Source organism: Saccharomonospora azurea NA-128, from assembly GCF_000231055.2.
In the GTDB taxonomy this organism is placed as follows: Bacteria; Actinomycetota; Actinomycetes; order Mycobacteriales; family Pseudonocardiaceae; genus Saccharomonospora; species Saccharomonospora azurea.
The window spans coordinates 3326734-3353615 of record NZ_CM001466.1; the positions used below are offsets into that span (position 1 = coordinate 3326734).

Consider the following 26882-nt stretch of genomic DNA (forward strand, 5'->3'; position numbering starts at 1 on the left):
GCAGTGCGTGGTGGAAACTCTGTAGTCCCAGTGGTGCATCTTGGGTGGGCATGAAACGTCGGTTCCATAATCTGACTTAGGACTGTTCGGCGGTACTCATGCCGCCGAACGGCCTCATCGCGAGCCTGCAGAGATGACACCCTTGGACCTTGGGCGTTTCGCTGCTCGCCTCAGTGCGAGTTTCACACGTCCCTGTCATGTCAGCACGCTGAGGTTCATCGGGGTGTTTGTTCTGCGCGTCCCGCTGTTGCGAACTCGCATGCGCAAAGAAGCTGAAACTTTGCAAGAGCTACTTCACGCCGCCCCAGCCGATCGCGTCATGGAGTGCCTGATGAGCTCTGGATCTTGAGTTGACGGTAGACCCACGTTTGCGAGTGAACACGATCACCCGGTCGGAGGTGCGCGTCCCATATGTGCCCCAGAAAGCACTCATCGTGGGGGTGTCTTCGCAGGTCAGAAGGTGCTTACGTGCCCCTCTGTAAATCAGACGGCTCAGCCTACGGGGGTTCGAATCCCTCACCCGCCACAGCAGGCGAAACGCCCCGCCACCTGGGAAGACCAGGCGGCGGGGCGTTTGTCGTTCGGTGTGGATGTCGCCCGGATCGTCAGACCGGCACGACAGTCTGGTCGCCATGAGCGACGGCAGGGGACAAGCCGGCTTCGGTCGGCGCGATGGGACGGATCGAGACAGGTTCGCCGGTGCCGGGCCCGAGTTGTCGGGCTCGGACTTCTCGCGCACGCGGGAGGAGTCGGCCATGGCGCGGGAGAGTCGACGGTTGATCGCCACGCTCGGCGACCTCGACATCGATGGACTCGGCATCGCGTGTGTGGCGGGCATCGACGCCGCTGAGGCGGTTCGCAGACTGGATGCCGAGGCCGTCGACATCGACCTCGACCGGCTGATGGCCATGTACTGGGAGAATCCGATCCGTGACGACACCATCCTGACGATGGGGGTCACCGACGTGCCCGGCGGATGCGTGCTCGCGCAGCCGTGGGGGTACGGCCCGCAGATGCCCGGCGTGACGTCGGCGCTCTCGATGGGTACGACCTGCTACGCCATGTATGTCAACCCCAAGAGCGGCAACCAAGGCAAGATCTGCCGCGACGGCGACCTCGTCGCCTGGGATCTGCACCCCGGTGGCGGACCCGACGAGCACGAGCGAGGCCGCGATGCACTGCTGGCCCAGCTGTACGAGGACCACGCGCTCGCGTACTGCTTCGCCTACGTGGGGTTGCGACCGATCGACGGCCGCGCGGTCAGCGGCCCGCCGGATTCGTGGATCCGCCTTCCCACGCGCGACTACTGGACATGGCGTTGAATCGTCCTAACGGAGCCAGTCGGGACAGGGTCCGCGCTGTGTCACCCACTCGTTTCCACCTGCGCCGACCGGGTACGTGGGAGTGTGGTGGTGCAGTCGGATCTCTGGTGGCAGGTCGTGGCCGAGGTCGTCGGCGAGACCCACAGCGCGTCCGGCCTGGACATCGCCGAGGTGGCCGACCGTGCGATGCACCGGCTCGGGATCACCGCGGAGCTGTACCTCTCGAAACGCGGCCAGACGGCGCTTGTGCCTCTTCTCGTCAACGGTCACCGCGAGCCGGTGAGCATCGAGGGCACGCTCCCGGGGACGGCACCACGGTGTTGACCGGTGATCTGGCGTCGGCCGTCGCGGAGCTGAAGGCCGCGCCGGGAGGGGAGTTGCAGGTGCACGGCAGCGGTGTCCTGGTGCGCTGGCTGCTCGAGCACCGGCTCGTCGACGAGCTCACCCTGCTCGTCTGCCCCGTGGTCCTCGGGCAGGGCACGCGGTTGTTCCCCGACGCGGGTGTGGACACGGGACTAGACCTGGTGGAGTCGCGGTCCACTCCACGCGGAGTGACGATCCAGGTCTACCGGCCCACGGGCCGCCCGGAGTACGCGTCGGCCGCGCCGAACCCGAGTACCTGATCCCTCGCCGTCACAACGCCGGTTCGGCATCGGCCCAGGGCCGCTCGGCCTCCAGCTGGGTCGCCAGCGCCAGCAGGGTCGCCTCACCGCCGAGTCCGGCGACGAACTGCACGCCGAGCGGCAGCCCGTCGGCGGTCCGGTAGAGCGGCACGGACATCGCGGGCCTGCCGGTGAGGTTCGCCAGCTGAGTGAACGGGACCTGTTCGAGGTTCGCGAGGACCTGGTCGTTCCACGTCCTGGTCCGAGTGAACGGTCCCGTGAGGCGCAGCAGGAGCAGGAGTTCACCACCCAGGCGCAGCAGCGGGGGTGTGGTCAGCTCGCCGACGCGCACGGGTGGTCCGGCGAGCGTCGGCGTCAACAGCAGGTCGAAGCGCTCGTGGAACGCGGCCAGCGCGCGGGTGTGGACGTTCCAGCGCTCGCGGGACGCGGCGTAGTCCGCGGCCCGCACCGCCCGGGCGGAGGCGGCGAGCAGGCGGTTGTCCACCTCGAAGTCCCGGTTGCGTGCTCCGGTGGCCTGCTTGATCCGCTCGATGGTCGCGGCTGTCTGCGCCGACCACATGGTCATGAAGTCACGCGCCAGCGCCACCCCGTCGATCTCCGGCTCCGCGGGCTGGACGTCGTGGCCGAGTCCGTCGAGCAGGGCGGCGGCCTGCTCGACGGCGGCGACGGCCTCGGCGTGCACGGGCGTGCCGAGAGGGGAGCGCGTGGTGAATCCGATGCGCAGTCGCATCGGCGTGCGTTTGGCCAGCTCGACGTACGACGTGTCGGGGACGGCGGGCAGGTACGGCCCGCCGAGGTCCGGGGTGCGGGTCAGCACGTCGAGCATCGCGGCCGTGTCGCGCACGGTCCGCGACACCACGCCGTCCGTGGCAGCGCCCGAGAGCGGTTCGGCCACGTCCGGCCCCGCGGGCACGAGGCCCCGGCCCGGCTTGAGCCCGAAGATGCCGCAGCACGCGGCGGGGATGCGGATCGAGCCTCCGCCGTCGCTGGCCCCGGCCACCGGGACGACACCGGCCGCCACCGCGGCGGCCGAACCACCGGACGAGCCGCCGGGGGTGTGCGCGAGGTTCCACGGGTTGCGGGTCGCTCCGGTGGCCTTGGATTCGGTGACCCCCTTCGTGCCGAACTCGGGCGTGGCGGTCTTACCGAAGATCACGAGCCCGGCGTCCAGCCAGCGTCGGACCACGAGGCTGTGCCGGGAGGCCGCGTGGCGGCGCAGGGCGCGCGACCCGCTGCCGGTCGCGACTCCCGCGTAGTCCTGCGAGAGGTCCTTGAGCAGGAACGGAACCCCGGCGAACGGTCCCGACAACTCCCCGGCGGTCTGCTGCCGAGCCAGGTCGTCCATCCGGCGCACGATCGCGTTCAGCCGTCCGTCGACCTGGTCGGCGCGGTCGATCGCCGTCTCCAGCAACTCTCCCGGCGACACCTCGCCCCGGGCCACCAGTTCCGCCAGCCCCACCGCGTCGTACTTCCGGTACTCGCCGTACTCCATCGCAGCCACGCCGCCACCGCCCTTGTCCGAGAAACCCGGTCGACTCCCTGACGACCCAGTGGAGCCCTATTGAAGACCAACGCTTGCGACACCGCGGCGTGACGTCGTCTCGGTACAGTCCTGCCGTGAGTTCGCGCGAGGTCGCCGAGATCCCCACCGGGCCGGTGCCCGTGCCGCCTGCCGTGCAGGCGCTGGCCTGCGACGACGTCGTCACCCCGGTGTGGCGCAACGAGCTGGGCGGGCTCACGTTCCGGTTGGAGTCGCCGGGCGGCCTCACCCGGTACGTCAAATGGGTCGCCCGGGGCACGCCCGTGCTCGACCTCGCGGCCGAGGCCGAACGCCTCGCCTGGGCGGCGCGTCGGGTCACCGTGCCGCGAGTGCTGGCCTCGGGTGAGGATGCCGACGGCACCTGGCTCGTGACCGCGTCCGTCCCGGGACGCACCGCCGTCGACCGGCGGTGGTCGGCCGAACCCGCCACCGCCGCCGCAGCCATCGGGCACGGGCTGCGTGTGCTGCACGAGCGACTTCCCGTCGGCGACTGCCCGTACGAGTGGAGCGTCGCACGTCGCCTGCGGCGCGTCGACCAGCGCATCGCCGCCGGTGAGGGACCGTCGAGCTGGTTCCCGGAGCACCGGCACCTGACAGTCGCCGACGCCCGCGCCCGCCTCGCCGAACCTCCGCCGGTCGAGCGACTCGTCGTCTGCCACGGCGACGCGTGTGCGCCGAACACGTTGCTGCACGACGACGGCACCTTCGCCGCACACGTCGACCTCGGTTCGCTCGGGCTCGCCGATCGCTGGGCCGACCTGGCCGTCGCGGCGTGGAGTCTCGACTGGAACTTCGGCCCGGGCTACGACCACCTCGTCTACTCGGCCTACGGAGTCGAACCGGACGTCGAACGCCTCGCGTACTACCGCTTGTTGTGGGACCTGGCCTGACGCCACGGTGGTCGCGCGGCTCAGGAACCGGGCTCCGAGTCGGGCGGGGTCTCGGGAGGTGACTCGGGCAGCGCGCACTCGAGCCGGTAGTCCACCGTCACGTCACGGTAGGTGTGTCGGGCCCGCACTGTCTTCGGGAGACCGACCCGATCGCTGTGGGAGCGCGAACGAAAACCCTCGGAGCCGTCGAAGGACACCGTCGTCTGCGGATCGTCGTGCCACCGCAGCCGTCGACCGGACACGCGCGCGGTGAACGCGATGTCGGGGGAGCCGTCGTGGTCGTCGGGGGCCTCGGCGTTCTCGGCGTTCTCGGCGTGGTCGGAGTTCGCGGAGTCGGTCACGACCGAGGCCTGCGGCGTTTTGGGGCGACGCGGCGGTGTGGTTCGCGACCGCTGCCCGACGGCCGGGAACGTCGGGTTCTTCCTTCCGGCCGTGGGCGGACGTCCGACTCCTCGTCGGTTTCCTCGTCGGTTTCCCCAGGCTCGTCGCCGACGTCTTCGTCGAGATCCTCCTCGGTCGCCTCCTCCCGGCCCCCGACGACGCGGCCTGCCGCCGTGCCGAGATCGTCGGTGACTCCACGGGCGCTCTCACCGAGGTCGTCGACGGCTCCGCCTGCGCCTCGTCCGAGGTCGTCGACGGCTCCGCCTGCGCCTCGTCCGACGTCGTCGACGGCTCCGCCTGCGCCTCGTCCGACGTCTTCGACGGCTCCGCCTGCGCCTCGTCCGACGTCCTCCACGGCCCCGCCGGCACCCCGCCCGACGTCCTCGATCGCTCGGCGTCCGCCCTCGCCGAGTTCGCCGACGGCAGTGCCGGCGCCGCGCAGCACCGGTTCCGCTGCCCTGAGCACGTGTTCGATGATCTGCGGGTTGCGGTCGATCGTCGTCAGGACGCGGTCGATGATCTCGGCGACCCGGTCGAGCCGCACCCGGAGCTGGGCCTGGGCCTGAACGCCACTGATCGTCAATGCCACCCTGCCCAGCGCCACGTCGGCCCCCACGTGCAGCTTCAGCAGATCAAGGACGTCGGCATGCAGGGACACGTGAGCCCGCAGGTCCTCGACGTCGAGGTCGATCTCGTCGACGGACAGCTCCGGGACGTCGAGGAACACGTCGGGCGAGGTCTCCTCGGCGAGCCTCCCGTCGGGATGCCGAGCGTTCCGGTCGCGTCCCGCGGTCTCCGCCTCGGAGGGAGCGGCGGGCTCGGTTCGGGAGTCGTCCGGGCTGTCGGTGTCGTTCCACTGGCTCACCATGGGCCACCTCTCGCGTGGGGGACACCGTTGTCGAATACCCGTTCCCAGCCGCGTACACGATGTTCCTTGACCTCGATTCGCTCACGTAATAGCTTAGGAGCTAAGCGAAAGGGTGAGTGATGTCGTCGTCTGAAGAGCCGGGAGACGTGACCGTCCAGACCTTGGGCGCGTCGCTTCGTCGGCACAGCACAGCGACCGTGCTGTTCCACCACGCCGTCGCCGAACGGCTCGGGCTGGGGCCCGCCGATCACAAGTGCCTCGATCTGGTCACGGAACGAGGCCCGATGACGGGCAGTGAACTGGCCAGGATCACCGGGCTCACCAGCGGCGCGATCACCGGTGTCGTGGCTCGGCTGGAAAGGGCGGGCTTCCTGCGTCGCGAACCCGACCCGCAGGACCGTCGCAAGCAGTTGCTCCACTGCACGCCGAAGGCGCGCCGGCAGATCGGTGAGGTGTTCGCCGAGCTCGTCGACTTCTCGGCGCTGTTGTCCGGTTTCGACGAAGACCAGCTCGCCACTGTCGCCGAATTCCTCGACCGAGCGACCGACGTCGCTCTCCGACAGGTCGCGCTGCTGCGTGCCCACGCGATGACCAAACCTCAAGGAGGCGGCCATGAACCGCGATGAAGCCGAGTTACGAGACCTGTTCCACCGCATGTGTGCGGCGTGGACCGCGGGCGACGCCCACGCCTACGGCGACCTGTTCACCGAGGACAGCGACTACGTGTCCTTCGACGGCACCCGTGCGAGGGGGCGTGCGCCGATGGTGGAGTCGCACGACCAGCTGTTCCGCGGCGTTCTGGCCGGGACCGCCTTGGTCGGGGACGTGGAGTCCGTTCGATTCCTGTCCGACGACGTCGCACTCGTCCACGGCACGGGTTCCGTCCTCGTCGCATGGCGTTCCACGCCTCCGAAAGGACGGCTCACTCGTAACACCATCGTGTGTGTGCGCACGCCGGTCGGCTGGCGGATCGCCGCGGTCCACAACGGGCGGGTGCGGCCGGTGGCGGTGCCTCCGCCGGACTCGGTTCCGGCACGCCTGGCCAGGACGCTCGTGCGCCTCTCCGCGAGGTTCGGTCTGGGGCGAGCCGGCGTCACGGCCTGAGTCGAGGTGCGATCGCGGCCGCGTCGGGCGGGGTGTCGTGGCGCGACACGCTCTCGGCCAGCGCGGCCGCCCAGGTGCGCAGGGTGGTGACGTCGATGCCGTGGGGCCGTGCGCCGGCGAACGGCGCGATGTTGTCGGAGCCCCGCCGCAGCAGCGCCACGGCGCCCGTCCGGTTGCCCCGCGCGGCGTGCGTGATGCCGACGGCGAGCTGCGCGAGTCCTCTCCACAGCTCTCGTTCGGCGTCCGGGCCCGACTTCCACGCGTCCTCGAACACTTCGTGCGCGTGGAACGGCTTCCCCTCGTCCAGCAGCTGTTGTGCCTCGCGCAGCGTCTCCTGCGGCGTGCGCACCACGCCTTCGGGTTGGCGCGGAACTCCTTGCTCGCCGCGGGGCAGGGGACGTCCGAGCCCGTCCCTCGGCCGCGCGTTGCGGGCTCGGCCCTCGGTGTCTCGATCGCGGTCAGCCACGCGTCGAGTGTGGCACGGCCACCCGTCAGCCGGTCTCGCCCTTCGTCGCGTCGGAGGCCTTCACCTCGGGAGGCGTGACCCGCGAGTTCTCCACGGGTACGGCCTTGCCGGTGAACGAGATGTGTCCCTCGGCGTGCATGCGTTCGGTCATGTGCGGATAGTGCAGTTCGAACGCGGGCCGCTCCGACCGGATCCGCGGCAGTTCCGTGAAGTTGTGGCGCGGCGGCGGGCACGTCGTCGCCCATTCGAGCGAGCTGCCGTAGCCCCAGGGGTCGTCGACCGTCACCGGGTCGCCGAAGCGGTAACTGCGGACGACGTTCCACAGGAACGGCAGCATCGACAGCCCGAGGATGAACGCACCGATCGTGGACACCACGTGCAGAGTCGTGAATCCGTCGGTCGGCAGGTAGTCGGCGTAACGGCGGGGCATGCCCTCGTTACCGAGCCAGTGCTGCACGAGGAACGTGGTGTGGAAGCCGACGAACGTGAGCCAGAAATGCAGTTTGCCCAGCGGTTCGTTCAACATTCGGCCGGTGAACTTCGGGAACCAGAAATAGATCCCGCCGAACGTCGCGAACACGATGGTGCCGAACAGGACGTAGTGGAAGTGCGCCACCACGAAGTACGAGTCGTGCACGTGGAAGTCCAGCGGTGGAGCGGCGAGGATCACCCCCGTGAGGCCGCCCAGCAGGAACGTGATGAGGAAGCCGATCGAGAACAGCATCGGTGTCTCGAACGTCAGTTGCCCCTTCCACATCGTGCCGATCCAGTTGAAGAACTTGATGCCCGTCGGTACCGCGATGAGGAACGTGGTCATCGAGAAGAACGGCAACAACACCGCGCCCGTGGCGAACATGTGGTGGGCCCAGACGACGATCGACAGGCCCATGATGCCCATGGTCGCGAACACCATCAGCCGGTAGCCGAAAACGGGTTTCCTGCTGAAGACCGGAATGATCTCGGTGACGATTCCGAAGAACGGCAACGCCACGATGTAGACCTCGGGATGGCCGAAGAACCAGAACAGGTGCTGGTACAGGATCGCGCCGCCGTTGGCGGGGTCGAAGATGTGTGCGCCGATCAGCCGGTCGACCGCCAAGCCCATCAGCGCGGCCGTGAGGATCGGGAACGCGATCAGCACGAGGATGCTCGTGAACAGGATGTTCCACGTGAAGATCGGCATCCGCCACATCGTCATCCCGGGCGCGCGCAGGCACACCACCGTGGTGACCATGTTGACCGCGCCGAGGATCGTGCCCAGACCCGAGACGACGAGGCCCATCACCCACAGGTTCCCGCCGATGCCGGGGGAGAAGGTGGGGCCGGACAGCGGGGTGTACGCCGTCCAGCCGAAGTCCGCGCCACCACCGGGCGTGAGCAGCGACGCCATGACGATCAGGCCGCCGAGCAGGAAGAGCCAGTACGACAACGCGTTGAGCCGGGGGAACGCGACGTCGGGCGAACCGATCTGCAGCGGGAGCACCAGGTTGGCGAACGCGAAGAGCACGGGTGTCGCGTAGAGCAGCAGCATCAACGTGCCGTGCAGCGTGAACATCTGGTTGTACTGCTCGGTGGAGAGGAACTGCAGCCCGGGCTGGCCGAGCTCGGCGCGGATGAGGAGCGCCATGACCCCGCCGATCATGAAGAAGATGATCGACGTGACCATGTACAGCTTGCCGATCACCTTGTGATCGGTGGTGCGCATCAGGCTCAGCATCGCCTGCCAGCGTTTGCCACCCGTGGGGGCGGGCTGCTGAATCCGCGTCGGGCGGACGCCGATCTGCGTGTCCACGAAGCACCTCCGCTCGCGACGGTGCGCCCTGGCGTCCCCGCATCTGCGCAGGTCCGGGGCGGTCATGAATCACGCTAGACGCGCCCCCGCGCCCCCGCACGTCGACGCGGTACGCCTGCGGTGCCGTTCGCGTATCACCTACTGCTGGTACGACTCGACCTCGCTGACCGGGCGGGTTCGCGCCTGGTCGGGGTCGACACCGAACTCGCTGTTCGCACGTCGCCTGCGCAACAGGTCCCAGCACTGGTCGAGACGCTGTTCGAGGTCCTTCAGCCTGCGCTTGTCGTCGTCGCCGAGACCGGAACCGGTCGCGCGCGAGCGCAGTTCCCTTTCCTCCGCGATGAGGCGGTCGATCCGGGCCAGTGGATCGGTGTCGCTGCTCGCCATCTGCCGCTCCCTTCCGCTTCCGGGGCGTGCCCGGTGCGGGAGGAGTCGAAACCCGCGTGGACGGAGGACGAGCCGACTACGCCTGGAGGTAGCGCAGCACGGCGAGAACGCGACGGCTGTAGCCGGTGACGTGCGCGAGGTCGAGCTTGTCGAAGATCGTCCCGACGTGCTTCTCGACCGCGCTGCGGGAGATGTACAGCGCGTCGGCGATGCCCGCGTTGGTGTGTCCCTCGGCCATCTTCTGCAGCACCTCCCGCTCGCGCTCGGTCAGGCGGGACAGCGGGTCGACGCGGTGGGTGCGCGCCAGCAGCCGCCGCACCACCTCGGGATCGAACGCCGCGCCGCCCGCCGCCACCCGATCGAGCGCGTCGAGGAACTCGCCGACCTGCGCGACCCGGTCCTTCAACAGGTAGCCGACCCGTCCCCGGTCGTCGCTGACGAGGTCGACGGCGTAGCGGCGCTCCACGTACTGCGACAGGACGAGCACACCGATCTCCGGGGCCGACCGCCGGATCTCCAACGCGGCCCGCATGCCCTCGTCGGTGTGGGTGGGAGGCATGCGGACGTCGGTCACGACGACGTCGGGGCGGTGTCGTCGGGCCGCGGCCACGAGGGAGTTCCCGTCGGGCACCGCCGCCACCACGTCGTGCCCTTCCTCGACGAGGAGCCGCACCAGGCCCTCCCGCAGCAGGGTCGAGTCTTCGGCCAGGATCACGCGCACGGCAGCTCCGCTCTCACCACGGTCGAGCCTCCGGGAGGACTGGCGACGGTGAGGACGCCGTCGGCCGCCGCGACCCGGCGGGCCAGGCCCGACAGTCCCGCCCCGGCCGGGTCCGCCCCGCCCACGCCGTCGTCCACGATCCGCACGACGACGATCGTCTCGTTCCGGGTCACGTCGATCTCGATCCGGGTGCAGCCGGAGTGTTTCAGGGCGTTGGTGACGGCTTCGGAGACCACGAAGTAGGCCACGACCTCCGTCGCGGCGTCGGGACGCTCGGCGAGTTCGTAGGTCAGCGTGGTCGGCACGGTCGAGCGGTCGGCCAGCGCCTCCAACGCCGCACCGAGCCCGCCGGTCTCCAGCGCCACCGGGTACACGCGCCAGGTCACCTCACGTAGTTCGTGCAAGGCCTGCTGCGAGTGTTCGTGAGCCTGCCGCACGAGTTCGGTGATCTGCTCCGGGGTCGACGCCCGGCGAGCCCGGCCCAGCAGCATCCCCAGCGCCACGAGCGACTGCTGCACACCGTCGTGGAGGTCGCGCTCGATGCGCCTGCGTTCGGTGTTCACCGCCTCCACAACCTCCGCCCGGGTGGTCGCGAGTTCGTGCACTCGCCTGCGCAGCCGGTCCTTGGCGCTCGGACCGAGCAGGCGGCGCGCGACCGCCCGGTCGAGCCCGGCGACTCCCCGCGCCCCCTGGGCGACGAGGAACAGCAGCAGTGTGCCGCCCAGAACCACCGTGAACGGGTCGTACCAGAAGCGTTGGTCGCCACCACCGATCGGGGATCCGGACAGCAGCTGCCCCACCATGATCGCGCCGCCGACGCCACCGAGCACGGCCAGCGCGACGATGCCCGCGCCCAGCCCGCCCACTCCGCACCGCACGGCGAGGTACGACCAGGCGCGGCCGTCGGGATAGTCGTCGGAGGTCTCGCCGCCCAGGAACCGGGCGATCCGGGCACGTTCGAGCTCGGCGAGCCGCCGGGTGGCCGGGAGCACCCAGGCCCGGGTACGCCGTATGACCAGGGCAGGTGCGGTGAGAACGAGGAACGGCAGTTCGACGACGACGCCGAGCGCTCCGAGCAGGAGCCCGGCGGCCGAACGGTGCGCACGGCGCGCGATACGCTCGGTGGTGGAGGACACCTCGCAGACGCTAACCAGGCTGGGGCATCGTGTGACTGAGGTTTTCCACAGTTCCGGCCTGCGGAGGGGCACCCCGCACTCGACGGTGTGCACCATCCCGTCCACGCCGTAGCGCTTTGTAGTGTTCTGGCCACAAAACGGACTTGGTGATTCGCGAAAGGCCCCTCATGAACAGTCTCGCTGCTGAAGCCGACACCGCCGAGCTCGGCGGCCTCGCTGGCTGGACGGTCGACCTGATGGACGCGCTCGGTGGGCCGGGCGCTGCCGTGGCCGTGGGGCTCGACAACCTCTTCCCGCCGATCCCGAGCGAGCTGATCCTGCCGCTCGCGGGCTTCACCGCCGCGCAGGGCCGGTTCAGCCTGGTGGAGGCCCTGGCCTGGACCACGGCGGGCTCGGTGATCGGTGCGGTGATCGTCTACCTGGTCGGCTACTTCTTCGGACGGGAGCGCACTCGCAAGCTCATCACGATGCTGCCTCTGGTCAAGGGGTCCGACTTCGACCACGCCGAGAAGTGGTTCGCCAAGCACGGCACGAAGGCGGTCTTCTTCGGACGCATGGTGCCGCTCGTGCGGAGCTTCATCTCCGTGCCCGCCGGTATCGAACGCATGCCGTTCTGGATCTTCCTGGGGCTCACGACCATCGGCAGCCTGCTGTGGAACTCGATCTTCGTGATCGCGGGCTACTTCCTGGGAGCCAACTGGCACGTCGTCGACGAGTACGCGGGCATCTTCCAGTACGTCGTCATCGCCGCCATCGTGATCGCACTCGCGGTGTTCGTCGTCAAGCGCGTGCGGGAGCGACGCAACGCGCGAGTCTGATCCCGCGCACGTCGAGAACGGGCATCCACACGGCCGGTGTGGGTGCCCGTTCTCGTGTGTGTGCACCGGGTGGTCAGGGGGCCAGGACGGGTTCGCCCTCGCCTCGACGGCAAAAATGTGGCATAAATCACTATGCCCGGGCGGCTACCATTTGCGACCGATTCGAGACGGAGGTGTTCACTCGCCCTGCGGTCGAACGACCGCCGAAGTTGGTGTCTGTTAACACAGCGCTGATGAGATGGCCGCGATCGGCGGCCTGGATACGCCCACCGGGGGTAAAGTATCGCCTCGTTCGCGGGTCGGCCCCGACAGGCGCATGCGCGTCACACAAGGAGGTTGCATGCCGGAGGCATACGGCGACGCCGCCGACGCTGCCGAGGCCGGTACGGCGACGGACGACGTACCGAGATCGGGCGGACGGTCGACCGACGACGTCCAGCCGTCGGCGGAGGCGCGCGCGGACGAACGCCGCTTCCGGTTCTACACCGCAGCGGTCCTGACCCTCGGCATCGCCGCGGCCGTGGCCCTCTCGGCCTGGCTGCCCTTCCACGGCTCGGTGCACCTGTGGTGGATCGGCCCCCTGCTGGCCGTCGCGTTCCTCGGAGCCGAGCAGCTCGGGGTCAACGTCGATGTCCGCAGCGGCATCTCCTGGACCATCTCCTTCACCGAGATCCCCCTCGTCATCGGCCTGCTGGTCGCGCCCTTCGAGGTCGTGCTCGCGGCCCACGTCCTCGCCGGTGTCACCACGTTGCTGGCGCGCCGCGTCACCGGCCGGGTCCTCTACAACGCCGGGGCGTTCCTGATGGAGGTCACGAGCGCGTTCGCCGTCGCGGGCCTCGTCAGTCAGGCTCTCGGCAGTCCGGCCGAGATGCCGTGGCTCGCCGCGCTCGCGGGCACGTTGACCGCGCCGCTCGCGAGCACGTTGCTGGCGATGGCCGCCGTGCGGGTCCTGCGCCGCCGCATGCGGATCGGCACCGTGGTCCGCCTCGCCGGCCGCATCCTCGTGGTCGGCTTCGTCAACGCCTCGGTGGGGCTCACGGGCTACCTCGTGATCTCGAAGACCCCGGAGGCGTGGCCGATCGTGCTGGCGGTGAGCCTCGGCCTCGCCGCGCTGTACTGGGCGTACTCCGACCTGCTGCGCGAGCAGCGCGACATGGAAGCCCTCACCGACGTGAGTCTCATGGTCGCGAGGTCGGGACAGCAGGTCGCCGCTCGTCCGGCGAGCCGGACCGGCGATTTCGGCGTCGACGTCGATCTCGACGAGTGGACGACGATCGCCGAGCGCATCCGCGACCAGCTGGCCGCGGCGCGGATCGTGCTGCGGCTGCGCCTCGACCCGGACGAACCGTTGCGCACCGTGGTGGTCGGCGACGACCTGCCCCGGGAGTCGCAGGGCGACCTGGACGACGACCCGCTGTTGCGGCTGCCGGGTTCGCACGTGCGGCACCTGCGCATCACCGAGACCAACACCCGGATCCGTACCGCGCTGCTCGACCGGGGTGCCCACGAGGTGCTCGCCGTCCCGCTGCGCAGCGCCAACCAGCTGCTCGGGATCGTCGAGGCCCACGACCGGCTGTCGCGGTGGCGGGGTTTCGGCAAGTACGACGTCCAGCTGCTCGGCACGATGGCGAGTCACCTGGCGACCGCGCTCGACAACCGCAGGCTCCTCGCGACCCTGCGCCACGACGCCTACCACGACCCGCTGACGGGCCTGCTGAACCGGCCGGGCTTCCGCCAGGTCACCGCCGAACCGCTGCGCGAGAGCGAGAACTCGGTCGTCCTCCGCGTCGACCTCGACGTGTTCTCCACCGTCAGCGACGCACTCGGATACACGTGGGCCGACCGGATGCTCATGGCCGCGGGCAGGCGCATGCGCGACACCCTCGGCGCCCACGTGCCGCTGGCGAGGCTGGAAGGGGCGTCGTTCGCGGTCCTGCTCGCCGACTGCGAGGTCGAGGACGCGCAGCGGATCGCCCAGCTGCTGCGCGGCCAGCTGTCGGCGCCGTACACGGTCGACCGGCTCATGGTGGAGGCCAACGCGGTCGTCGGATACGTCGCCACGACCGCGCCGGAGAACGCCGAACGCGCCGATGTGGACAGCCTCCTGCAGCGGGCCGACATGGCCGTGCGCGCCACCCGCAGCGGTGAGGAGGTCAAGTCCTACGTCCCGAGCATGGGACAGATCTTCCTGCGGCGATTCCAGATGGTCACGCAGTTCCGGCAGGCCATCGACGAGGGCCAGGTCACGGTCCACTACCAGCCCAAGGTCGCCCTGCCGGGCAAGCAGGTGCTCGGCGTCGAGGCGCTGGTGCGCTGGCAGCATCCCGAGTTCGGCCGGGTCGACCCCGACGAGTTCGTGCCCGCCGTCGAGGCCGCCGGCCTGGTCGGGCTGCTCACCTCGTTCGTCCTCGACACGGCGCTCGACCGCGTACGGCGGTGGCTGGACGACGGGCTGCGCATCTCCGTCGCCGTGAACCTGTCGGTGCGCAACCTCGCGGACGCGGAGTTCCCCACGCGCGTCGCCGAGTCGCTGGAGCGGTTCGGCGTCCCCGGCGAGCTGCTCACCCTGGAGCTCACCGAGTCCGACGTGATGCAGGACCCGGGGCGCGCTCTGCCGATCCTGCGCGAGCTCAGCGACCTGGGCATCGAGCTGGCCGTCGACGACTTCGGCACCGGGTACTCGTCGCTGGCCTACCTGCGGCAGCTCCCGGTGGACCAGGTCAAGATCGACAAGAGCTTCGTGTTCGGAATGGGCACGGATCTCGGGGATCTGGCGGTGGTCCGCTCGATCGTGGAGCTGGGCCATTCCCTCGGGCTCACCGTGGTCGCGGAGGGCGTGGAGGAGGATCTGGCGCGCGATCAGCTGGAGGCCATGGGCTGCGACGTGGCCCAGGGATACCTCATTTCCCGGCCGCTGGCGGAAGACCGCCTGGAAGCCTGGTTGCAGGCCAGGACGGTGCGTTCTCTCGGGCGTACGTCCGAGAGCTCCGGGGCGGTCCTGACCCTGCTGACCTGAGGTTTCGCCAAAAACCGACCCCCGCCTCAGAGGGGTGACGAAGTGCTGTATTGTTGTCCTCAGCCCGGTGAGGGCAGGCCCCTTTAGCTCAGTCGGCAGAGCGTCTCCATGGTAAGGAGAAGGTCTACGGTTCGATTCCGTAAAGGGGCTCGGTGTGTGTTACGAGGCGGTGTAGCTCAGTCGGTAGAGCAAGCGGCTCATAATCGCTGTGTCGCCGGTTCGAGTCCGGCCACCGCTACGCTGTTTCGATGAGAGAGTAAGGAGCCGTTGTGGCTGCCACCGACGTACGACCGAAGATCACGCTGGCGTGCGAGGAGTGCAAGCACCGCAACTACATCACCAGGAAGAACCGTCGTAACGACCCGGATCGCCTGGAGATGAAGAAGTTCTGCCCGAACTGCGGTACGCACCGGTCGCACAAGGAAACGCGCTGACGCAGATCTCTCAGAGCTAGCTCTTCGAAGCCGCCCCCGCCAGTCGGGGGCGGCTTCGTTGCGTTGGCCGGAAGAGTCTAACGGTCCCAAGGTTGGAAAAAACCCAACGATTGGGGCTACTTTCGAGTAGTGGCGTCCGTCACTCTGTCGCAGACCCATTTCCAACCCTGCGGAAGTGAGGGACCGAGATGAAGAGGTTGACGAAGACGACGGTCGCGGCCGGAGCGTGTGCGCTGGCGTTCGGCGCGCTGGCGCCTGCCATGGCGTCCGCGGCCTCGACGCCGGCGGAGGTCGAGGGTTACTCCGCCGACGTCCAGGCCGCGGCGGTGTCCGCGCTGGTGGAGGAGCGAGGCATCGACGAAGCCGAGGCGACCGCGCTGCTGGGCAGCCAGGACGCCGCGGTGGCGGCGCTCGACGCGGCGTTGCAGCAGCTCGGAGACCGTGCGGCCGGCGGTTACCTGGACGCCTCGGGCAAGCCGGTGGTCAACGTCGTGAGTGATGCGGCCGCGGAGGTGCCCTCGCTGGTCGACGGCACCGGCGTCGCCACGAAGCTCGTCGAGCACTCGACCGCCGAACTCGAGGCGGCGCGGGCCGCGCTGCCGACGGTGGTCGGCACGGCCGTCGCCACCGACCCCACCACCAACCAGGTGGTGGTCACGGTCGCGGACGAAGCGAACGACGCGGAGGTGGCCGAGCTGACGGCCGCGGCGCAGCGACTCGGCGACACCGTGCGGGTCGACCACGTCGCGGGCGGGTTCGACACCGCCATCTACGGCGGCGAGGCCATCACCGGTGGCGGCAGCCGCTGCTCGGCGGGCTTCAACGTCAACTCCGGTGGCCAGAACTACATCGTCGACGCGGGTCACTGCACGGGTGCGGTGTCGCAGTGGAACGTCGGCCCGTCGGTCGGCGCGAGCTTCCCCGGCGACGACTACGGCCTGATCCGCAACGACACGGGCAGCGCTCCGGGCGCGGTGAGCCTGTACAACGGCTCGACGCAGGCGATCAGCTCGGCCGGGAACGCCTCGGTCGGTCAGTCGATCTGCAAGAGCGGCAGCACCACGGGCCTGACCTGCGGGACCGTCCAGGCCACGAACGTCACCGTGAACTACGCGGAAGGCGCCGTGCACCAGCTGGTGCAGACCTCGGCCTCCGTCAACTCCGGTGACTCCGGTGGCGCCCTGTTCGCCGGCAGCACCGCTCTCGGTATCACCTCCGGCATGGGTGGCGGCAGCTCCTTCTTCCAGCCCGTCACGGAGGCGCTGAGCGCCTACGGCGTGCAGCTCAACTGAGTCGGCTGAGCCGAGGTTGCGTGTGGCAGCCGTGCTCGGTCCCGCGATCGGCGGGCGAGCACGGCTGCCGCCGTCGTGTTCGGCCGGTGCGGGTGAGGCGGTAACCTGCCGTTCGTGCCACTGGATCCGAGTTACGCAGGGCGCACCTATCCGCCCACCACCACGTACGAGGTCAGCTGCGCCAAGATCGCGGAGTTCGCCGACGCACTCGGCGACGACAACCCGCTGTATCGCGACGCCGAAGCGGCCAAGGCCGCCGGTCACCCGGACGTGCTCGCCCCGCCCACGTTTCTCACGATCATCAACCTGGCGTCGATCAACGCGATCGCGGCCGACCCCGACCTCGGGCTCGACTACTCCCGCATGGTCCACGGCGACCAGCGGTTCACCCACCACCGTCCGGTGTACGCGGGTGACGTGCTGCAGCTGACCACGCACATCGACGAGGTCTTCGCCCGCGCGGGCAACGACTTCCTCAACGTGCGCGCCGATATCGAGACCACGGCGGGGGAACCGGTGTGCACGACGCACGCCCAGCTCGTCGTGAGGGGGGAGTGACAGTGGCAGAGACGATCGGTGCCGAGGTGACCGTCGGCGACGAGTTGCCCCCGCTGTCCGTGCGCGTCACTCGCGACCAGCTCGTGCGCTACGCGGGCGCCTCGCTGGACTTCAACCCGATCCACTGGAACGAGCGCTTCGCCACGGAGGTCGGACTTCCCGGCGTGATCGCTCACGGGATGCTGACCATGGCTCTCGGCGGCAGGTTGGTGACCGACTGGTTGGGCGATCCCGCCCGGCTCGTCGAGTACGGCGCGCGGTTCACCCGGCCGGTCGTGGTGCCGGACGACGGTGTCGGCGCGCTCGTCGAGTTCACCGGCAAGGTGGCGCAGGTCCGGGACGACGGCACGGCCCGCATCGACATCACGGCGAAGTTCGAGGGCAGGACGGTGCTGGGCAAGGCGCAGGCGGTCGTCCGCCTCTAAGGCGCCCGCTCGCCCGAGGTGTCAGCGCTGCCCGAGTGCGGCGAGGACGGCGTCGGCCATGGCCCGCTCGCCCGCCGCGGTGGGGTGCAGGGGCGCCGCGCCCGTGGTGGACTCCAGCCCTTCGATCCAGGGTTCGGCCGCGCACAGGTGGTGCTTCGCCGTGGCCGACGTCGTGTCGACGAACTCGGCGCCGTGTGTGTTGGCCTGCTGCTCCAGGACGTGATTCAGCAGGTCCAGGCCCTCCCGCAGCGCGGCGAGGTCGCCGGGAGCGTGCGGGAGCACGTCGGCGCACGCCGCCGGATCGCCGGGCAGGATGGCCGGGTAGCCGACCACGAGCACCCGCGCCTCGGGTGCCTTGTCGCGGACGGCACGCACCGCTGACGCCACGGCCGCCACGGTGTTGCCGACGCGGTCCTCGACGGCCGCGCTCTCGCCGCACTCACCACCGTCGGCCGCCACCTCGGCGCACTGACCGGCCAGCTCCACGAGGCCGACGTCGTTGCCGCCGATGCCCACGGTCACCAGCGTCGTGTCGGGCGTGACCGCGTTCAGTTGGGGCGGGTTCGTGCCGTCGGCCGTCTGCTGGGGCCGCGTGAGGTGCTCCGTCGTCGCCCCGCCGCAGCTGGTGTCGACGAACGTGTCGGGTTTCAGGGCCGCGGCGACCAGGTGCGGGTAGTTGTTGTCCGACCGGTCGCACCCGCCGGGCGAGCCCACGGGACGACCGGTTCCGGGAGCCGAGGTGTAGGAATCGCCGAGGGCCACGTAGTGCACCGGTGACTCGCCGTCCAGCTCCGGCCCGCCTGCCTGGGGGCCACTGGCGCACGCCGTCGCCAGCGTTGCCGCAGCCACCGCCACCGATGCGAGTCCCGCTCGTCCGCGCAGCACCCTTCGAGTTGTATCAGCCGGCTCGGTTCCGGGCCTGTCGAACGAGGTCGTTCACCAGGCCGGCCGCCTGATCGGGTCGGTCGACGGTCGCGAGCACCCGGCGGTTGCTGCGCAGGGTGAGCACCAGCGCGTCGCCGCCCCGGCACTTGAACGCCACGTCCCCGGAGGCGTTCGTCCGCACGCCGAGGCCGCCGTTGCCGAGCACCCCGAGCGTGGTCGTGCCGGCCGAGGTGATGTCGTCGAGCGGCACGGTCCTGCGGGGGTAGCCCAGAACGCCCATGCGGATCGAGACGGCGTCGGCGTCGATCGTCACCCGCACACTGCCGACACCGAGGGCCGCGAGGAGGCCGATTCCCAGCGGCACGAGAAGTGAACTCCACGGGGCCGGTGATCCCGACAGAGCACCGACGACCGCGACGACGACCGGGAGCGCGACGACACAGAGCACCGCCAACCCGGCGTTCGTCGAACCGCCGACCCACGTGGCCCGCTCGTGCTCGGACAGGCCGACACTCTGGGCACCCGCGACGGCGGTGGCGTCGACGGGACGCTGCTCCGGAGGGACGTCGGGTGCGATGAACCACGCCACCGCGCCTGCGGCCCCCGCGGTCGCCAGGATGACGGGGATCGCCAACGCCGCCCCGGACGCCTCCCTCCACGAGGCCGCGTCGAGCGTGGCGAGCATGGACGTCGCGAGTGCGGCGACGGGCAGCGCCGCGAGGCCGGAGGCGAGGCCGAGCAGCGGGCGATGCACTCCGCGCCCGCGCCGCAGTAGCACGAGCGCCGCGATCGTGAAGGCGACGGCCAGCACGAGCGCCGCGAGGAGCGTCCACGTCGTCAGGACGTCGAGATCCGTCGCCCTGTCAGGGGCGCCCGACGGGCCCCAGTGCGTGGCCACTTCGGCGGGAAGCCGGTCCGACCAGGCGTTGCGGAGCGCTAGTGCCGCGCCGCTCAGCAGCACGGGACCACCGAGGACGGCCAGCGCCACCCGGAAGGGAACACTTCTCACGAGAACTTCCTCCTGACGATCGTGACCAACTCCTCGGCGTCCATGCCGACGCGCCGGCTTTCGGCCACGAGCTCGCCGACGAGTGTGGCGAGCCGGGCATGGCCGTCGGCGTGACCCGTCACCACCGCGCCACGCCTGCGCCGGAGGTCGATGACGCCTTCGTCGCGCAGCGTGGCGTACGCGCGGAGCACCGTGTGCACGTTGACGTCCAGCGACGTCGCGAGCTCGCGCGCGGGCGGCAGGCGGTCGCCCGGTGCGATGCGCCGTTCGGACAGGGCGCGCCGGACCGACGCGGCGACCTGCTCGTACAGCGGCACCGTGGACGAGGGGTCGATGCGGAACAGCATAGTTCTAACTGTACTAGAACAAACTGGTTTAGAGGAAGTGTGTCCGTCCGCGAAGACGACGAAGCCCCCGAGGTGCACACCCCGGGGGCTTCGGACGTTCGTGGGCGCCGGTGCCGCTACTTCGCCTCGGACAGCAGCTCCGCCACGCGGGTGACGCCCTCGACGAGCTCGTCCTCCGCGAGCGCGTACGAGAACCGGAAGTACCCGGGCGTGCCGAAGGCCTCGCCGGGCACCACGGCCACCTCGGCCTCACGCAGGATCAGGTCGGCGAGCTCGACCGTGTCGGCCGGCTTCTGCCCGCGGATCTCCTTGCCGAGCACCGCCTTCACCGACGGGTAGGCGTAGAACGCCCCCTCCGGGGTGGGGCACTCGACGTTCGGGATCTCCGACAGCATCGATACGATCCTGCGGCGGCGGCCGTCGAAGGCGGCGCGCATCTCGTCCACCACGTCCAGCGGGCCGGCGACGGCCGCGAGGGCGGCGCGCTGCGAGATGTTGGCGACGTTGCCGCACAGGTGCGACTGGAAGCTCGCCGCCGCCTTGATCACGTCCTGGGGGCCGACCATCCAGCCGACGCGCCAGCCGGTCATCGAGTAGGTCTTCGCGACGCCGTTGAGGATCAGCGTGCGGTCGGCCATCTCCGGCACCACCACGGGCAGCGACTCGGCCTTGGCGCCGTCGTAGACGAGGTGCTCGTAAATCTCGTCGGTGATCACCCAGATGTCGCGCTCGGCGGCCCAGCGGCCGATCTCCGCCACCTGCTCGCGGGTGTACACCGCGCCGGTCGGGTTCGACGGCGAGTTGAACAGCAGCACCTTGGTGCGCTCCGTGCGCGCCGCCTCCAGCTGTTCGGGCGTGACCCGGTAGCCCGTCGACTCGTCGGCGGTCACCTGCACCGGCACACCGCCGGCGAGGGTGATCGACTCGGGGTAGGTCGTCCAGTAGGGGGCGAGCAGCAGGACCTCGTCGCCCGGGTCGAGCAGGGTCGCGAACGCGGAGTAGACGGCCTGCTTGCCGCCGTTGGTCACCAGCACCTGCGACGCCTCGCACGAGAAGCCGGAGTCGCGCAGCGTCTTGGCGGCGATGGCCTCCCGCAGTTCCGGAAGTCCGGCGGCGGCCGTGTAGCCGTGGTTACTCCGGTCGTACACCGCCGCCGCGGCCGCCTCCACGACGTGCTCGGGGGTCGGGAAGTCGGGCTGCCCGGCGCCGAAGCCGATCACCGGTCGCCCCTCGGCCTTGAGCGCCTTCGCCTTCGCGTCGACGGCGAGCGTCGCGGACGGCGTGATGCCGGCGATGCGGGCGGACACGCGGGGACGGGAGCCGGAAGCGATGCTGTCGGATGTGGCCATGCCGACAGTTTTCCACGCGGGTCATAGTGCCAGGCAGCAGCCCTCCTCCGAGTGTTGTGGCCCCCTGCCGGAACGGGCGGCTGAAGCCCGGGACGAGCCCGTCGGCGCGCCGTAACGAGGGCGTGGTTGCGAGTCACCGTCGGGCTTGCCGTAGACTGCTGAACTTGGAACGTGCGGAACCGGCCCCACGACCCTCGCGGGGTCGGTGAAGAACGTCCTTGTGAGTGGGTCACCGCTCGAAGGGGTGTAGCTCAACTGGCAGAGCAGCGGCCTCCAAAGCCGCAGGTTGCAGGTTCGAGTCCTGTCACCCCTGCGTTGACGTGTCAGGTGGAGCGGAGGAGTAGCTCGTGAGCGAGGACGGGGAGAAGGACAAGGAGAGGGCGGCCGAGCGCCCTTCCCGTCCGGACACCGCCGCGGCTCGGCGCGCACGGCGTGCCTCCGCTGACCGAACGGGCACACCAGCCAAGGCCGGCTCCGGGAAGGGTGCGGAGTCAAGCAAGCGGCCCGCGCCCAAGGGGCGAGCGTCGGACAAGGGCGCCAAGACCGAAGGCAAGGGCGCGCCGACACCGAAGCGGAACCGGCAGGAGACCAAGAAGAGCTCGCTCTTCTCCCGCATCGGGCGTTTCATCCGCGAGGTGTGGGGCGAGCTGCGCAAGGTCATCTGGCCGACGCGCAAGCAGATGGTCACCTACACCACGGTGGTCCTGGCCTTCCTGGTGTTCATGGTGGCTCTCGTGGCCGGACTCGACTTCGTCTTCCTTGAGGGTGTCGACGTCGTCTTCGGTGACTAGGTTGCCTACTTCCTCGCGGGTCGCGGCGTCCACGCGGCGCCCGCGACCACCACACGCGATCAACTGAGAGGACGGACAGTGACCTCCGAGAACGGCTCAGGAGCCGGTCAGGACATGACCGGCCTCTCCGAGGAGCAGGCGCTCGCCGATTCCGGCGCCCCGGACTCGGACGCCACCGAGACCGCCGAGGTGCCGGAGGCCGAGCAGCCCTCGGAGACGACCGAGACTTCCGGGGATTCGGAGGCCGCCGGCGAGGACACCGACAGCGCGGCCGCCGACGAGCAGGACGAGGACCCCGTGGCGAAGCTGCGCGAGGAGCTGCGCTCGCTGCCTGGTGAGTGGTACGTCGTGCACTCCTACGCCGGTTACGAGAACCGGGTGAAGAGCAACCTCGAAACCCGCCGGCAGACGCTCGACGTCGAGGACTACATCTTCCAGATCGAGGTGCCCACCGAAGAGGTCACCGAGATCAAGAACGGCCAGCGCAAGATCGTGCAGCGGAAGGTGTTGCCGGGTTACATCCTCGTGCGGATGGAACTCAACGACGCCTCGTGGAGCGCGGTGCGCAACACCCCGGGTGTGACCGGCTTCGTCGGTGCCACCTCGCGTCCGTCTCCGCTCAGCCTCGACGACGTGGTGAAGTTCCTCGCCCCGAAGGTCGAGAAGCCGGAGCCCGCGAAGGTCGGCAAGGGCGAGGCCGCTGCGTCCGAGCAGCCCGCCGCGTCGGGTGCCGTGGAGGTCGACTTCGAGGTGGGCGAGTCCGTCACGGTCATGGACGGCCCGTTCGCCACGCTCCCCGCCACGATCAGCGAGGTCAACGCAGACGCCCAGAAGCTGAAGGTCCTGGTGTCGATCTTCGGCCGGGAGACGCCGGTCGAGCTGTCGTTCACCCAGGTCTCCAAGATCTGACGGCCGGGTACGCTCGGCCGCAGGCACAGTCCCACGCCATGGCAGGGGCGTGGGGACGAGCGACATTGAACAGGAACGAAGAATGCCACCCAAGAAGAAGAAGCTTGCAGCGATCATCAAGCTGCAGATCCAGGCGGGCGCCGCGAACCCGGCCCCGCCCGTCGGTCCGGCGCTGGGTCAGCACGGCGTCAACATCATGGAGTTCTGCAAGGCCTACAACGCCGCGACCGAGTCGCAGCGCGGCAACGTGGTACCCGTCGAGATCTCCGTCTACGAGGACCGCTCGTTCGACTTCAAGCTCAAGACCCCGCCCGCCGCGAAGCTGCTGCTGAAGGCCGCCGGCGTCGACAAGGGCAGCGGTGAGCCGCACAAGTCGAAGGTCGGCAAGGTCACCTGGGACCAGATCCGTGAGATCGCGGAGACCAAGAAGTCCGACCTCAACGCCAACGACGTCGATCAGGCCGCCAAGATCATCGCCGGTACCGCCCGCTCGATGGGTATCTCGGTCGAGTGATCGTCGGTGGTCGGACGACCCGCCCGGGTCGCCGGACCACCTGTGGAAGGGCCACGCGCTGACCCGCACCACGACTGATCCGCCACGAACTTCCGAAGGACAGAGAATGACCAAGCGCAGCAAGGCCTACCGTCAGGCCGCCGAGCTGATCGACCGCGAGCGGCTGTACACGCCGCTGGAGGCCGCGAAGCTCGCCAAGGAAACCTCCAAGATCAAGATGGACGCCACCGTCGAGGTCGCGATGCGGCTCGGCGTGGACCCCCGCAAGGCCGACCAGATGGTCCGCGGCACCGTGAACCTGCCGCACGGTACGGGTAAGACCGTCCGCGTCATCGTTTTCGCGACCGGTGACAAGGCCGCCGAGGCCGAGGCCGCCGGCGCCGACGCGGTCGGCTCCGAGGATCTGATCGAGCGCATCCAGGGTGGCTGGCTCGATTTCGACGCCGCGATCGCGACGCCGGACCAGATGGCGAAGGTGGGCCGGGTGGCCCGCATCCTCGGCCCGCGTGGCCTGATGCCGAACCCCAAGACGGGCACCGTGACCCCGGACGTGGGCAAGGCCGTGTCCGACATCAAGGGCGGTAAGGTCAGCTTCCGCGTCGACAAGCAGGCCAACCTGCACATGGTGATCGGCAAGGCCTCCTTCGACGTCGAGAAGCTCGTGGAGAACTACGCCGCCGCGCTCGACGAGGTGCTGCGGGTGAAGCCGTCCTCCTCGAAGGGCCGCTACCTCAAGAAGATCACCTTCTCCACCACGATGGGCCCGGGTATCCCCGTGGACCCCTCGCGCACGCGGAACCTCCTGAGCGAAGAGGTCAACGCCTGACGGGCACCTGATGTCCTCCGGGGCGGTCATCCGACGGGATGGCCGCCCCGACGTCGTTTCGGGGGAGTGCTGCTCAGTTGCCGCCGGTCGACGAGGAGCTGGGACTCGCCGGGCAGGCGGTGGGCCCGGGCTCGTGTGCGGTGATCAGCCACTGGCCCATCTCGACCTGGCTGACCTCGAACACGCCCAGCGCCGGGCCGCCCTCGACGGCGAAGTCGCACGAGTCGATGCGCACCGTGGTTGCGTCCGGGTCGTACCATTGGGGATAGATCGACTCGGCGTAGTCGTTGACGTGGGTGACCTGCTCGTGCAGCGCGAGTACGGCGGCTCGGCAGTCCTCGTGGCCGGTGTTCTCCGCGAACCGCTGCTGGATCCCGCGGTCGTTGTCGAAGTGTCCGCAGGCCTCGGCGATCAACGGCCGGTTGGTGCGGGGGTCTTCCTGGGCGATGGAGTCGTACACCCGCCGCACCGCTTCGTACGGTTCCTTCGCCAGGAGCTCCTGGGTGTGGTAGGTGCCTCCGCCCATGCGGGCCGCGGCCTCGGTGTCGGTGCCACCGTTGTCGGTGCCGAAGAGCTGGTTGAAGGCCCAGGTCGCGAAGAGGGCGAGCAGCAGGAAGAAGACGAGCCAGCCGAGGATCTTCTTACCGAGCCACTGCACCCACCGGGGTAGGCGCGAGGGGGGCGCCGGGGGTTGCGACGGAGGTGGTGGGACTGGTGGCGGGACGAGGTCCGTGGTGCCGGTGGTGCCGAGCTGCGCGGAGGGATCGGCCTGGGAGCCGGCTTCCTGCCGGCGCATCAGTTCCTGGAACTGCTGGAACTGTTGGAACTGCTGGAACTCGCGGAAGGTCTGGAGCTGGCGTAGCTGTTCGGCGTCGAGTTGCCGGCTCTCCGCAGGGGTGAGCTCCACGCCCGGACCAGGGTCGCCGGACACCGCACCGGGTGCGCCGCCGGGGTCCGGTCGGGTGTCCGGCCTGTCGGGCCGGTCGGGCGTTCCGTCGGGTCGCTGCTCCACCACGTCACCCATGATGCCTGCTCACGCACGATTCGTGGCCACCCCTTTCGGCATTCGTCGGGCTGGGCCGACGGGAGCGGATCGTGGGCACGGCGGACGGCCGTTGACGTGGGGTTTGTCAGGGGGCGGTGGTGGGGCCGTTCGCGGTGGTGCGTATGCTGGTCGACGGTTCTACCGAAGACCGCTGGTCTTTCCCACGCCCGAGCGTGGGGAACGAAGGTCCCGTGCAACGCGGGCGGCCCGCGCAGGAGGACGACGAGGCTTTGTGTGTCGGATCGTGTCCGATGCGCGAAACGACGCCCCGCGCCTACTGCGCTGGGGCGTTTTGTCGTTTGTGGGGGTCCGGGCCCGCCGGTGGTCATTGATGCCAAGAGAGGAGGCGACCATGGCGAAGCCCGACAAGGTGGCGGCCGTCGCCGACATCGCGGACAACTTCCGCAACAGTTCGGCTGCCGTCGTCACGCAGTACAGCGGCCTCTCCGTGTCCCAGCTCAGCGAGCTGCGCCGCGCTCTCGGCAACACCGCCAATTACCGGGTCGCGAAGAACACCCTCGTCAAGCGTGCCGCCAGCGAGGCGGGTGTCGAGGGGCTCGACGAACTGTTCGTCGGTCCCACGGCCATCGCGTTCATCGAGGGCGAGCCGGTCGAGGCCGCGAAGGCGATTCGTGACTTCGCGAAGGACAACAACGCCCTCGTGATCAAGGGCGGCTACATGGACGGCAAGCCCCTCTCGGTCGGCGAGATCGAGCGGATTGCCGACCTGGAGAGCCGCGAGGTGCTGCTCGCCAAGACGGCGGGTGTGCTGAAGGCGAAGCTGTCCCAGGCCGCTGCGCTGTTCCAGGCCCCGGCGTCGCAGATCGCCCGCCTGGGCGCTGCGCTGGAGGAGAAGCGCAAGTCCGAAGGCGGCGCCGACGAGGCTGCCGAGAGCTGACCACCACCCACCTGACTCACAACCCACGAGTCCGCTAGAGGAAGGAACGCCATCATGGCGAAGCTGAGCACCGACGAACTGCTCGACGCGTTCAAGGAGCTGACGCTGCTCGAGCTCTCCGAGTTCGTGAAGAAGTTCGAGGAGACCTTCGACGTCACCGCCGCCGCTCCGGCTGCCGTCATGGCCGCCCCGGGCGCTGCTCCCGGTGCCGCTGCCCCGGCCGAGGAGGAGAAGGACGAGTTCGACGTCGTCATCGAGGCCGCTGGTGACAAGAAGATCCAGGTCATCAAGGTCGTGCGCGAGGTCGTCTCCGGCCTGGGCCTGAAGGAGGCCAAGGAGCTCGTCGAGAGCGCTCCGAAGGCTCTGCTCGAGAATGTCGACAAGGAGGCCGCCGAGGCCGCCAAGGAGAAGCTGGAGGCCGCCGGCGCCAAGGTCTCGCTCAAGTGAGCTAGCGCCACCTCGGCTTCGAAGGCGGGTCGTTCGTCGTACGACGAACGACCCGCCTTTTTTGTTGTCACCCGGTCGTGGGTTAGTGT

30 protein-coding genes, 3 tRNA genes and 1 pseudogene are annotated in these 26882 nt (G+C 69.5%); 21 read left to right on the top strand and 13 right to left on the bottom strand.

Going from position 1 to position 26882, the window contains the following annotated elements:
• The first annotated feature begins 755 nt into the window (after positions 1-755).
• The 3 genes and pseudogenes from SACAZDRAFT_RS15235 to SACAZDRAFT_RS22780 form a co-directional block, all read left to right on the top strand.
• Complete coding sequence (locus SACAZDRAFT_RS15235) at positions 756-1322, top strand: hypothetical protein (RefSeq protein ID WP_005443151.1); 567 nt, start codon at positions 756-758, stop codon at positions 1320-1322.
• Between the two features lie 90 nt (positions 1323-1412).
• Positions 1413-1646, top strand: a complete 234-nt coding sequence (locus tag SACAZDRAFT_RS22775; protein ID WP_005443153.1) for a hypothetical protein — start codon at positions 1413-1415, stop codon at positions 1644-1646.
• Positions 1631-1945, top strand: a pseudogene (locus SACAZDRAFT_RS22780) (dihydrofolate reductase family protein); the annotation flags it as partial. The gene SACAZDRAFT_RS22775 and the pseudogene SACAZDRAFT_RS22780, both read left to right, overlap by 16 nt.
• Before the next feature lie 10 nt (positions 1946-1955).
• On the opposite strand, the gene SACAZDRAFT_RS15245 reads toward SACAZDRAFT_RS22780, so the two are convergent.
• Positions 1956-3437 carry an amidase gene (locus tag SACAZDRAFT_RS15245; RefSeq protein ID WP_005443154.1) on the bottom strand — a complete coding sequence of 494 codons (1482 nt, stop codon included), beginning with the start codon at positions 3435-3437 and terminating at the stop codon, positions 1956-1958.
• Between the two features lie 125 nt (positions 3438-3562).
• Between SACAZDRAFT_RS15245 and SACAZDRAFT_RS15250 the strand changes: the two genes are divergently transcribed.
• On the top strand, positions 3563-4375 hold the full coding sequence (locus SACAZDRAFT_RS15250; RefSeq protein WP_005443155.1) for an aminoglycoside 3'-phosphotransferase: 813 nt from the start codon (positions 3563-3565) through the stop codon (positions 4373-4375).
• Between the two features lie 20 nt (positions 4376-4395).
• Here the strand turns inward: SACAZDRAFT_RS15250 and SACAZDRAFT_RS15255 are convergent, their stop codons facing one another.
• Positions 4396-4716: a hypothetical protein gene (locus SACAZDRAFT_RS15255; RefSeq protein WP_005443156.1), complete on the bottom strand. Its 321-nt coding sequence runs from the start codon at positions 4714-4716 to the stop codon at positions 4396-4398.
• Positions 4713-5624, bottom strand: coding sequence for a hypothetical protein (locus tag SACAZDRAFT_RS23855; protein WP_005443157.1), 912 nt, complete (start codon positions 5622-5624; stop codon positions 4713-4715). Before SACAZDRAFT_RS23855 ends, SACAZDRAFT_RS15255 begins: the two co-directional genes overlap by 4 nt.
• A 146-nt stretch (positions 5625-5770) precedes the next feature.
• Here SACAZDRAFT_RS23855 and SACAZDRAFT_RS15265 point away from each other — a divergent pair, with 146 nt between their 5' ends.
• Positions 5771-6250 (top strand): MarR family winged helix-turn-helix transcriptional regulator, encoded by a 480-nt coding sequence (locus SACAZDRAFT_RS15265; RefSeq protein ID WP_040927786.1) that lies wholly within the window; start codon positions 5771-5773, stop codon positions 6248-6250.
• Positions 6237-6728: an SgcJ/EcaC family oxidoreductase gene (locus SACAZDRAFT_RS15270; protein WP_005443161.1), complete on the top strand. Its 492-nt coding sequence runs from the start codon at positions 6237-6239 to the stop codon at positions 6726-6728. Before SACAZDRAFT_RS15265 ends, SACAZDRAFT_RS15270 begins: the two co-directional genes overlap by 14 nt.
• Here the strand turns inward: SACAZDRAFT_RS15270 and SACAZDRAFT_RS15275 are convergent.
• The 5 genes from SACAZDRAFT_RS15275 to SACAZDRAFT_RS15295 all read right to left on the bottom strand — a co-directional run bounded on the left by SACAZDRAFT_RS15275 (position 6718) and on the right by SACAZDRAFT_RS15295 (position 11230).
• On the bottom strand, positions 6718-7194 hold the full coding sequence (locus tag SACAZDRAFT_RS15275; RefSeq protein WP_005443163.1) for a DUF309 domain-containing protein: 477 nt from the start codon (positions 7192-7194) through the stop codon (positions 6718-6720). The two genes, SACAZDRAFT_RS15270 and SACAZDRAFT_RS15275, sit on opposite strands and share 11 nt — an antisense overlap.
• Before the next feature lie 25 nt (positions 7195-7219).
• Positions 7220-8986 carry an aa3-type cytochrome oxidase subunit I gene (ctaD, locus tag SACAZDRAFT_RS15280; protein ID WP_005443165.1) on the bottom strand — a complete coding sequence of 589 codons (1767 nt, stop codon included), beginning with the start codon at positions 8984-8986 and terminating at the stop codon, positions 7220-7222.
• 138 nt (positions 8987-9124) lie between these two features.
• Positions 9125-9373, bottom strand: coding sequence for a DUF2630 family protein (locus SACAZDRAFT_RS15285; RefSeq protein WP_005443167.1), 249 nt, complete (start codon positions 9371-9373; stop codon positions 9125-9127).
• Positions 9374-9449: 76 nt separating this feature from the next.
• Positions 9450-10094 (bottom strand): response regulator, encoded by a 645-nt coding sequence (locus tag SACAZDRAFT_RS15290; protein WP_005443169.1) that lies wholly within the window; start codon positions 10092-10094, stop codon positions 9450-9452.
• Positions 10085-11230: a sensor histidine kinase gene (locus SACAZDRAFT_RS15295; protein WP_040927787.1), complete on the bottom strand. Its 1146-nt coding sequence runs from the start codon at positions 11228-11230 to the stop codon at positions 10085-10087. The genes SACAZDRAFT_RS15290 and SACAZDRAFT_RS15295 overlap by 10 nt, the downstream gene beginning before the upstream one ends.
• 167 nt (positions 11231-11397) lie before the next feature.
• On the opposite strand from SACAZDRAFT_RS15295, the gene SACAZDRAFT_RS15300 reads away from it, so the two are divergent.
• The 8 genes from SACAZDRAFT_RS15300 (at position 11398) to SACAZDRAFT_RS15335 (ending at position 17773) form a co-directional block, all read left to right on the top strand.
• A complete protein-coding gene (locus SACAZDRAFT_RS15300) occupies positions 11398-12048 on the top strand; it encodes a DedA family protein (protein ID WP_005443174.1) in 651 nt (216 codons plus the stop codon).
• A gap of 340 nt (positions 12049-12388) precedes the next feature.
• Entirely contained in the window at positions 12389-15064 is a 2676-nt protein-coding gene (locus SACAZDRAFT_RS15305; RefSeq protein ID WP_005443176.1) for a bifunctional diguanylate cyclase/phosphodiesterase, read from the top strand.
• A 77-nt stretch (positions 15065-15141) separates the two neighbouring features.
• Positions 15142-15214, top strand: a tRNA-Thr gene (locus SACAZDRAFT_RS15310).
• A 15-nt stretch (positions 15215-15229) separates the two neighbouring features.
• A tRNA-Met gene (locus SACAZDRAFT_RS15315) sits at positions 15230-15302 on the top strand.
• Between the two features lie 31 nt (positions 15303-15333).
• Positions 15334-15498, top strand: coding sequence for a 50S ribosomal protein L33 (gene rpmG, locus SACAZDRAFT_RS15320; protein ID WP_005443178.1), 165 nt, complete (start codon positions 15334-15336; stop codon positions 15496-15498).
• Positions 15499-15686: 188 nt separating this feature from the next.
• Complete coding sequence (locus SACAZDRAFT_RS15325) at positions 15687-16790, top strand: S1 family peptidase (protein WP_005443179.1); 1104 nt, start codon at positions 15687-15689, stop codon at positions 16788-16790.
• Positions 16791-16904: 114 nt separating this feature from the next.
• On the top strand, positions 16905-17348 hold the full coding sequence (locus SACAZDRAFT_RS15330; RefSeq protein ID WP_005443181.1) for a MaoC family dehydratase N-terminal domain-containing protein: 444 nt from the start codon (positions 16905-16907) through the stop codon (positions 17346-17348).
• Positions 17345-17773 (top strand): MaoC family dehydratase, encoded by a 429-nt coding sequence (locus tag SACAZDRAFT_RS15335; protein ID WP_005449244.1) that lies wholly within the window; start codon positions 17345-17347, stop codon positions 17771-17773. Before SACAZDRAFT_RS15330 ends, SACAZDRAFT_RS15335 begins: the two co-directional genes overlap by 4 nt.
• Before the next feature lie 21 nt (positions 17774-17794).
• On the opposite strand, the gene SACAZDRAFT_RS15340 is transcribed toward SACAZDRAFT_RS15335, so the two are convergent.
• From SACAZDRAFT_RS15340 to SACAZDRAFT_RS15355, 4 genes are all read right to left on the bottom strand, one after another.
• Complete coding sequence (locus tag SACAZDRAFT_RS15340) at positions 17795-18628, bottom strand: SGNH/GDSL hydrolase family protein (protein WP_005443183.1); 834 nt, start codon at positions 18626-18628, stop codon at positions 17795-17797.
• A 43-nt stretch (positions 18629-18671) separates the two neighbouring features.
• Positions 18672-19667 carry a DUF1648 domain-containing protein gene (locus SACAZDRAFT_RS15345; RefSeq protein ID WP_005443184.1) on the bottom strand — a complete coding sequence of 332 codons (996 nt, stop codon included), beginning with the start codon at positions 19665-19667 and terminating at the stop codon, positions 18672-18674.
• Positions 19664-20014 (bottom strand): GntR family transcriptional regulator, encoded by a 351-nt coding sequence (locus SACAZDRAFT_RS15350; RefSeq protein WP_005443185.1) that lies wholly within the window; start codon positions 20012-20014, stop codon positions 19664-19666. Before SACAZDRAFT_RS15350 ends, SACAZDRAFT_RS15345 begins: the two co-directional genes overlap by 4 nt.
• A 116-nt stretch (positions 20015-20130) precedes the next feature.
• Positions 20131-21363: a pyridoxal phosphate-dependent aminotransferase gene (locus tag SACAZDRAFT_RS15355; RefSeq protein WP_005443186.1), complete on the bottom strand. Its 1233-nt coding sequence runs from the start codon at positions 21361-21363 to the stop codon at positions 20131-20133.
• Between the two features lie 240 nt (positions 21364-21603).
• Here SACAZDRAFT_RS15355 and SACAZDRAFT_RS15360 point away from each other — a divergent pair.
• The 5 genes from SACAZDRAFT_RS15360 to rplA all read left to right on the top strand — a co-directional run bounded on the left by SACAZDRAFT_RS15360 (position 21604) and on the right by rplA (position 24403).
• Positions 21604-21676, top strand: a tRNA-Trp gene (locus SACAZDRAFT_RS15360).
• 34 nt (positions 21677-21710) lie between these two features.
• Entirely contained in the window at positions 21711-22154 is a 444-nt protein-coding gene (gene secE, locus SACAZDRAFT_RS15365; protein WP_005443187.1) for a preprotein translocase subunit SecE, read from the top strand.
• 78 nt (positions 22155-22232) lie between these two features.
• A complete protein-coding gene (gene nusG, locus SACAZDRAFT_RS15370; RefSeq protein WP_040927788.1) occupies positions 22233-23063 on the top strand; it encodes a transcription termination/antitermination protein NusG in 831 nt (276 codons plus the stop codon).
• An 82-nt stretch (positions 23064-23145) separates the two neighbouring features.
• On the top strand, positions 23146-23577 hold the full coding sequence (gene rplK / locus SACAZDRAFT_RS15375) for a 50S ribosomal protein L11 (RefSeq protein ID WP_005443192.1): 432 nt from the start codon (positions 23146-23148) through the stop codon (positions 23575-23577).
• A 106-nt stretch (positions 23578-23683) separates the two neighbouring features.
• Positions 23684-24403: a 50S ribosomal protein L1 gene (rplA, locus tag SACAZDRAFT_RS15380; protein WP_005443193.1), complete on the top strand. Its 720-nt coding sequence runs from the start codon at positions 23684-23686 to the stop codon at positions 24401-24403.
• Positions 24404-24476: 73 nt separating this feature from the next.
• On the opposite strand, the gene SACAZDRAFT_RS15385 is transcribed toward rplA, so the two are convergent.
• Positions 24477-25427, bottom strand: a complete 951-nt coding sequence (locus tag SACAZDRAFT_RS15385) for a hypothetical protein (protein ID WP_005443194.1) — start codon at positions 25425-25427, stop codon at positions 24477-24479.
• 373 nt (positions 25428-25800) lie between these two features.
• Between SACAZDRAFT_RS15385 and rplJ the strand changes: the two genes are divergently transcribed.
• On the top strand, positions 25801-26346 hold the full coding sequence (rplJ, locus tag SACAZDRAFT_RS15390) for a 50S ribosomal protein L10 (protein WP_005443195.1): 546 nt from the start codon (positions 25801-25803) through the stop codon (positions 26344-26346).
• A gap of 54 nt (positions 26347-26400) precedes the next feature.
• Positions 26401-26793, top strand: coding sequence for a 50S ribosomal protein L7/L12 (gene rplL, locus SACAZDRAFT_RS15395; RefSeq protein WP_005443197.1), 393 nt, complete (start codon positions 26401-26403; stop codon positions 26791-26793).
• The last annotated feature ends 89 nt before the right edge of the window (positions 26794-26882 follow it).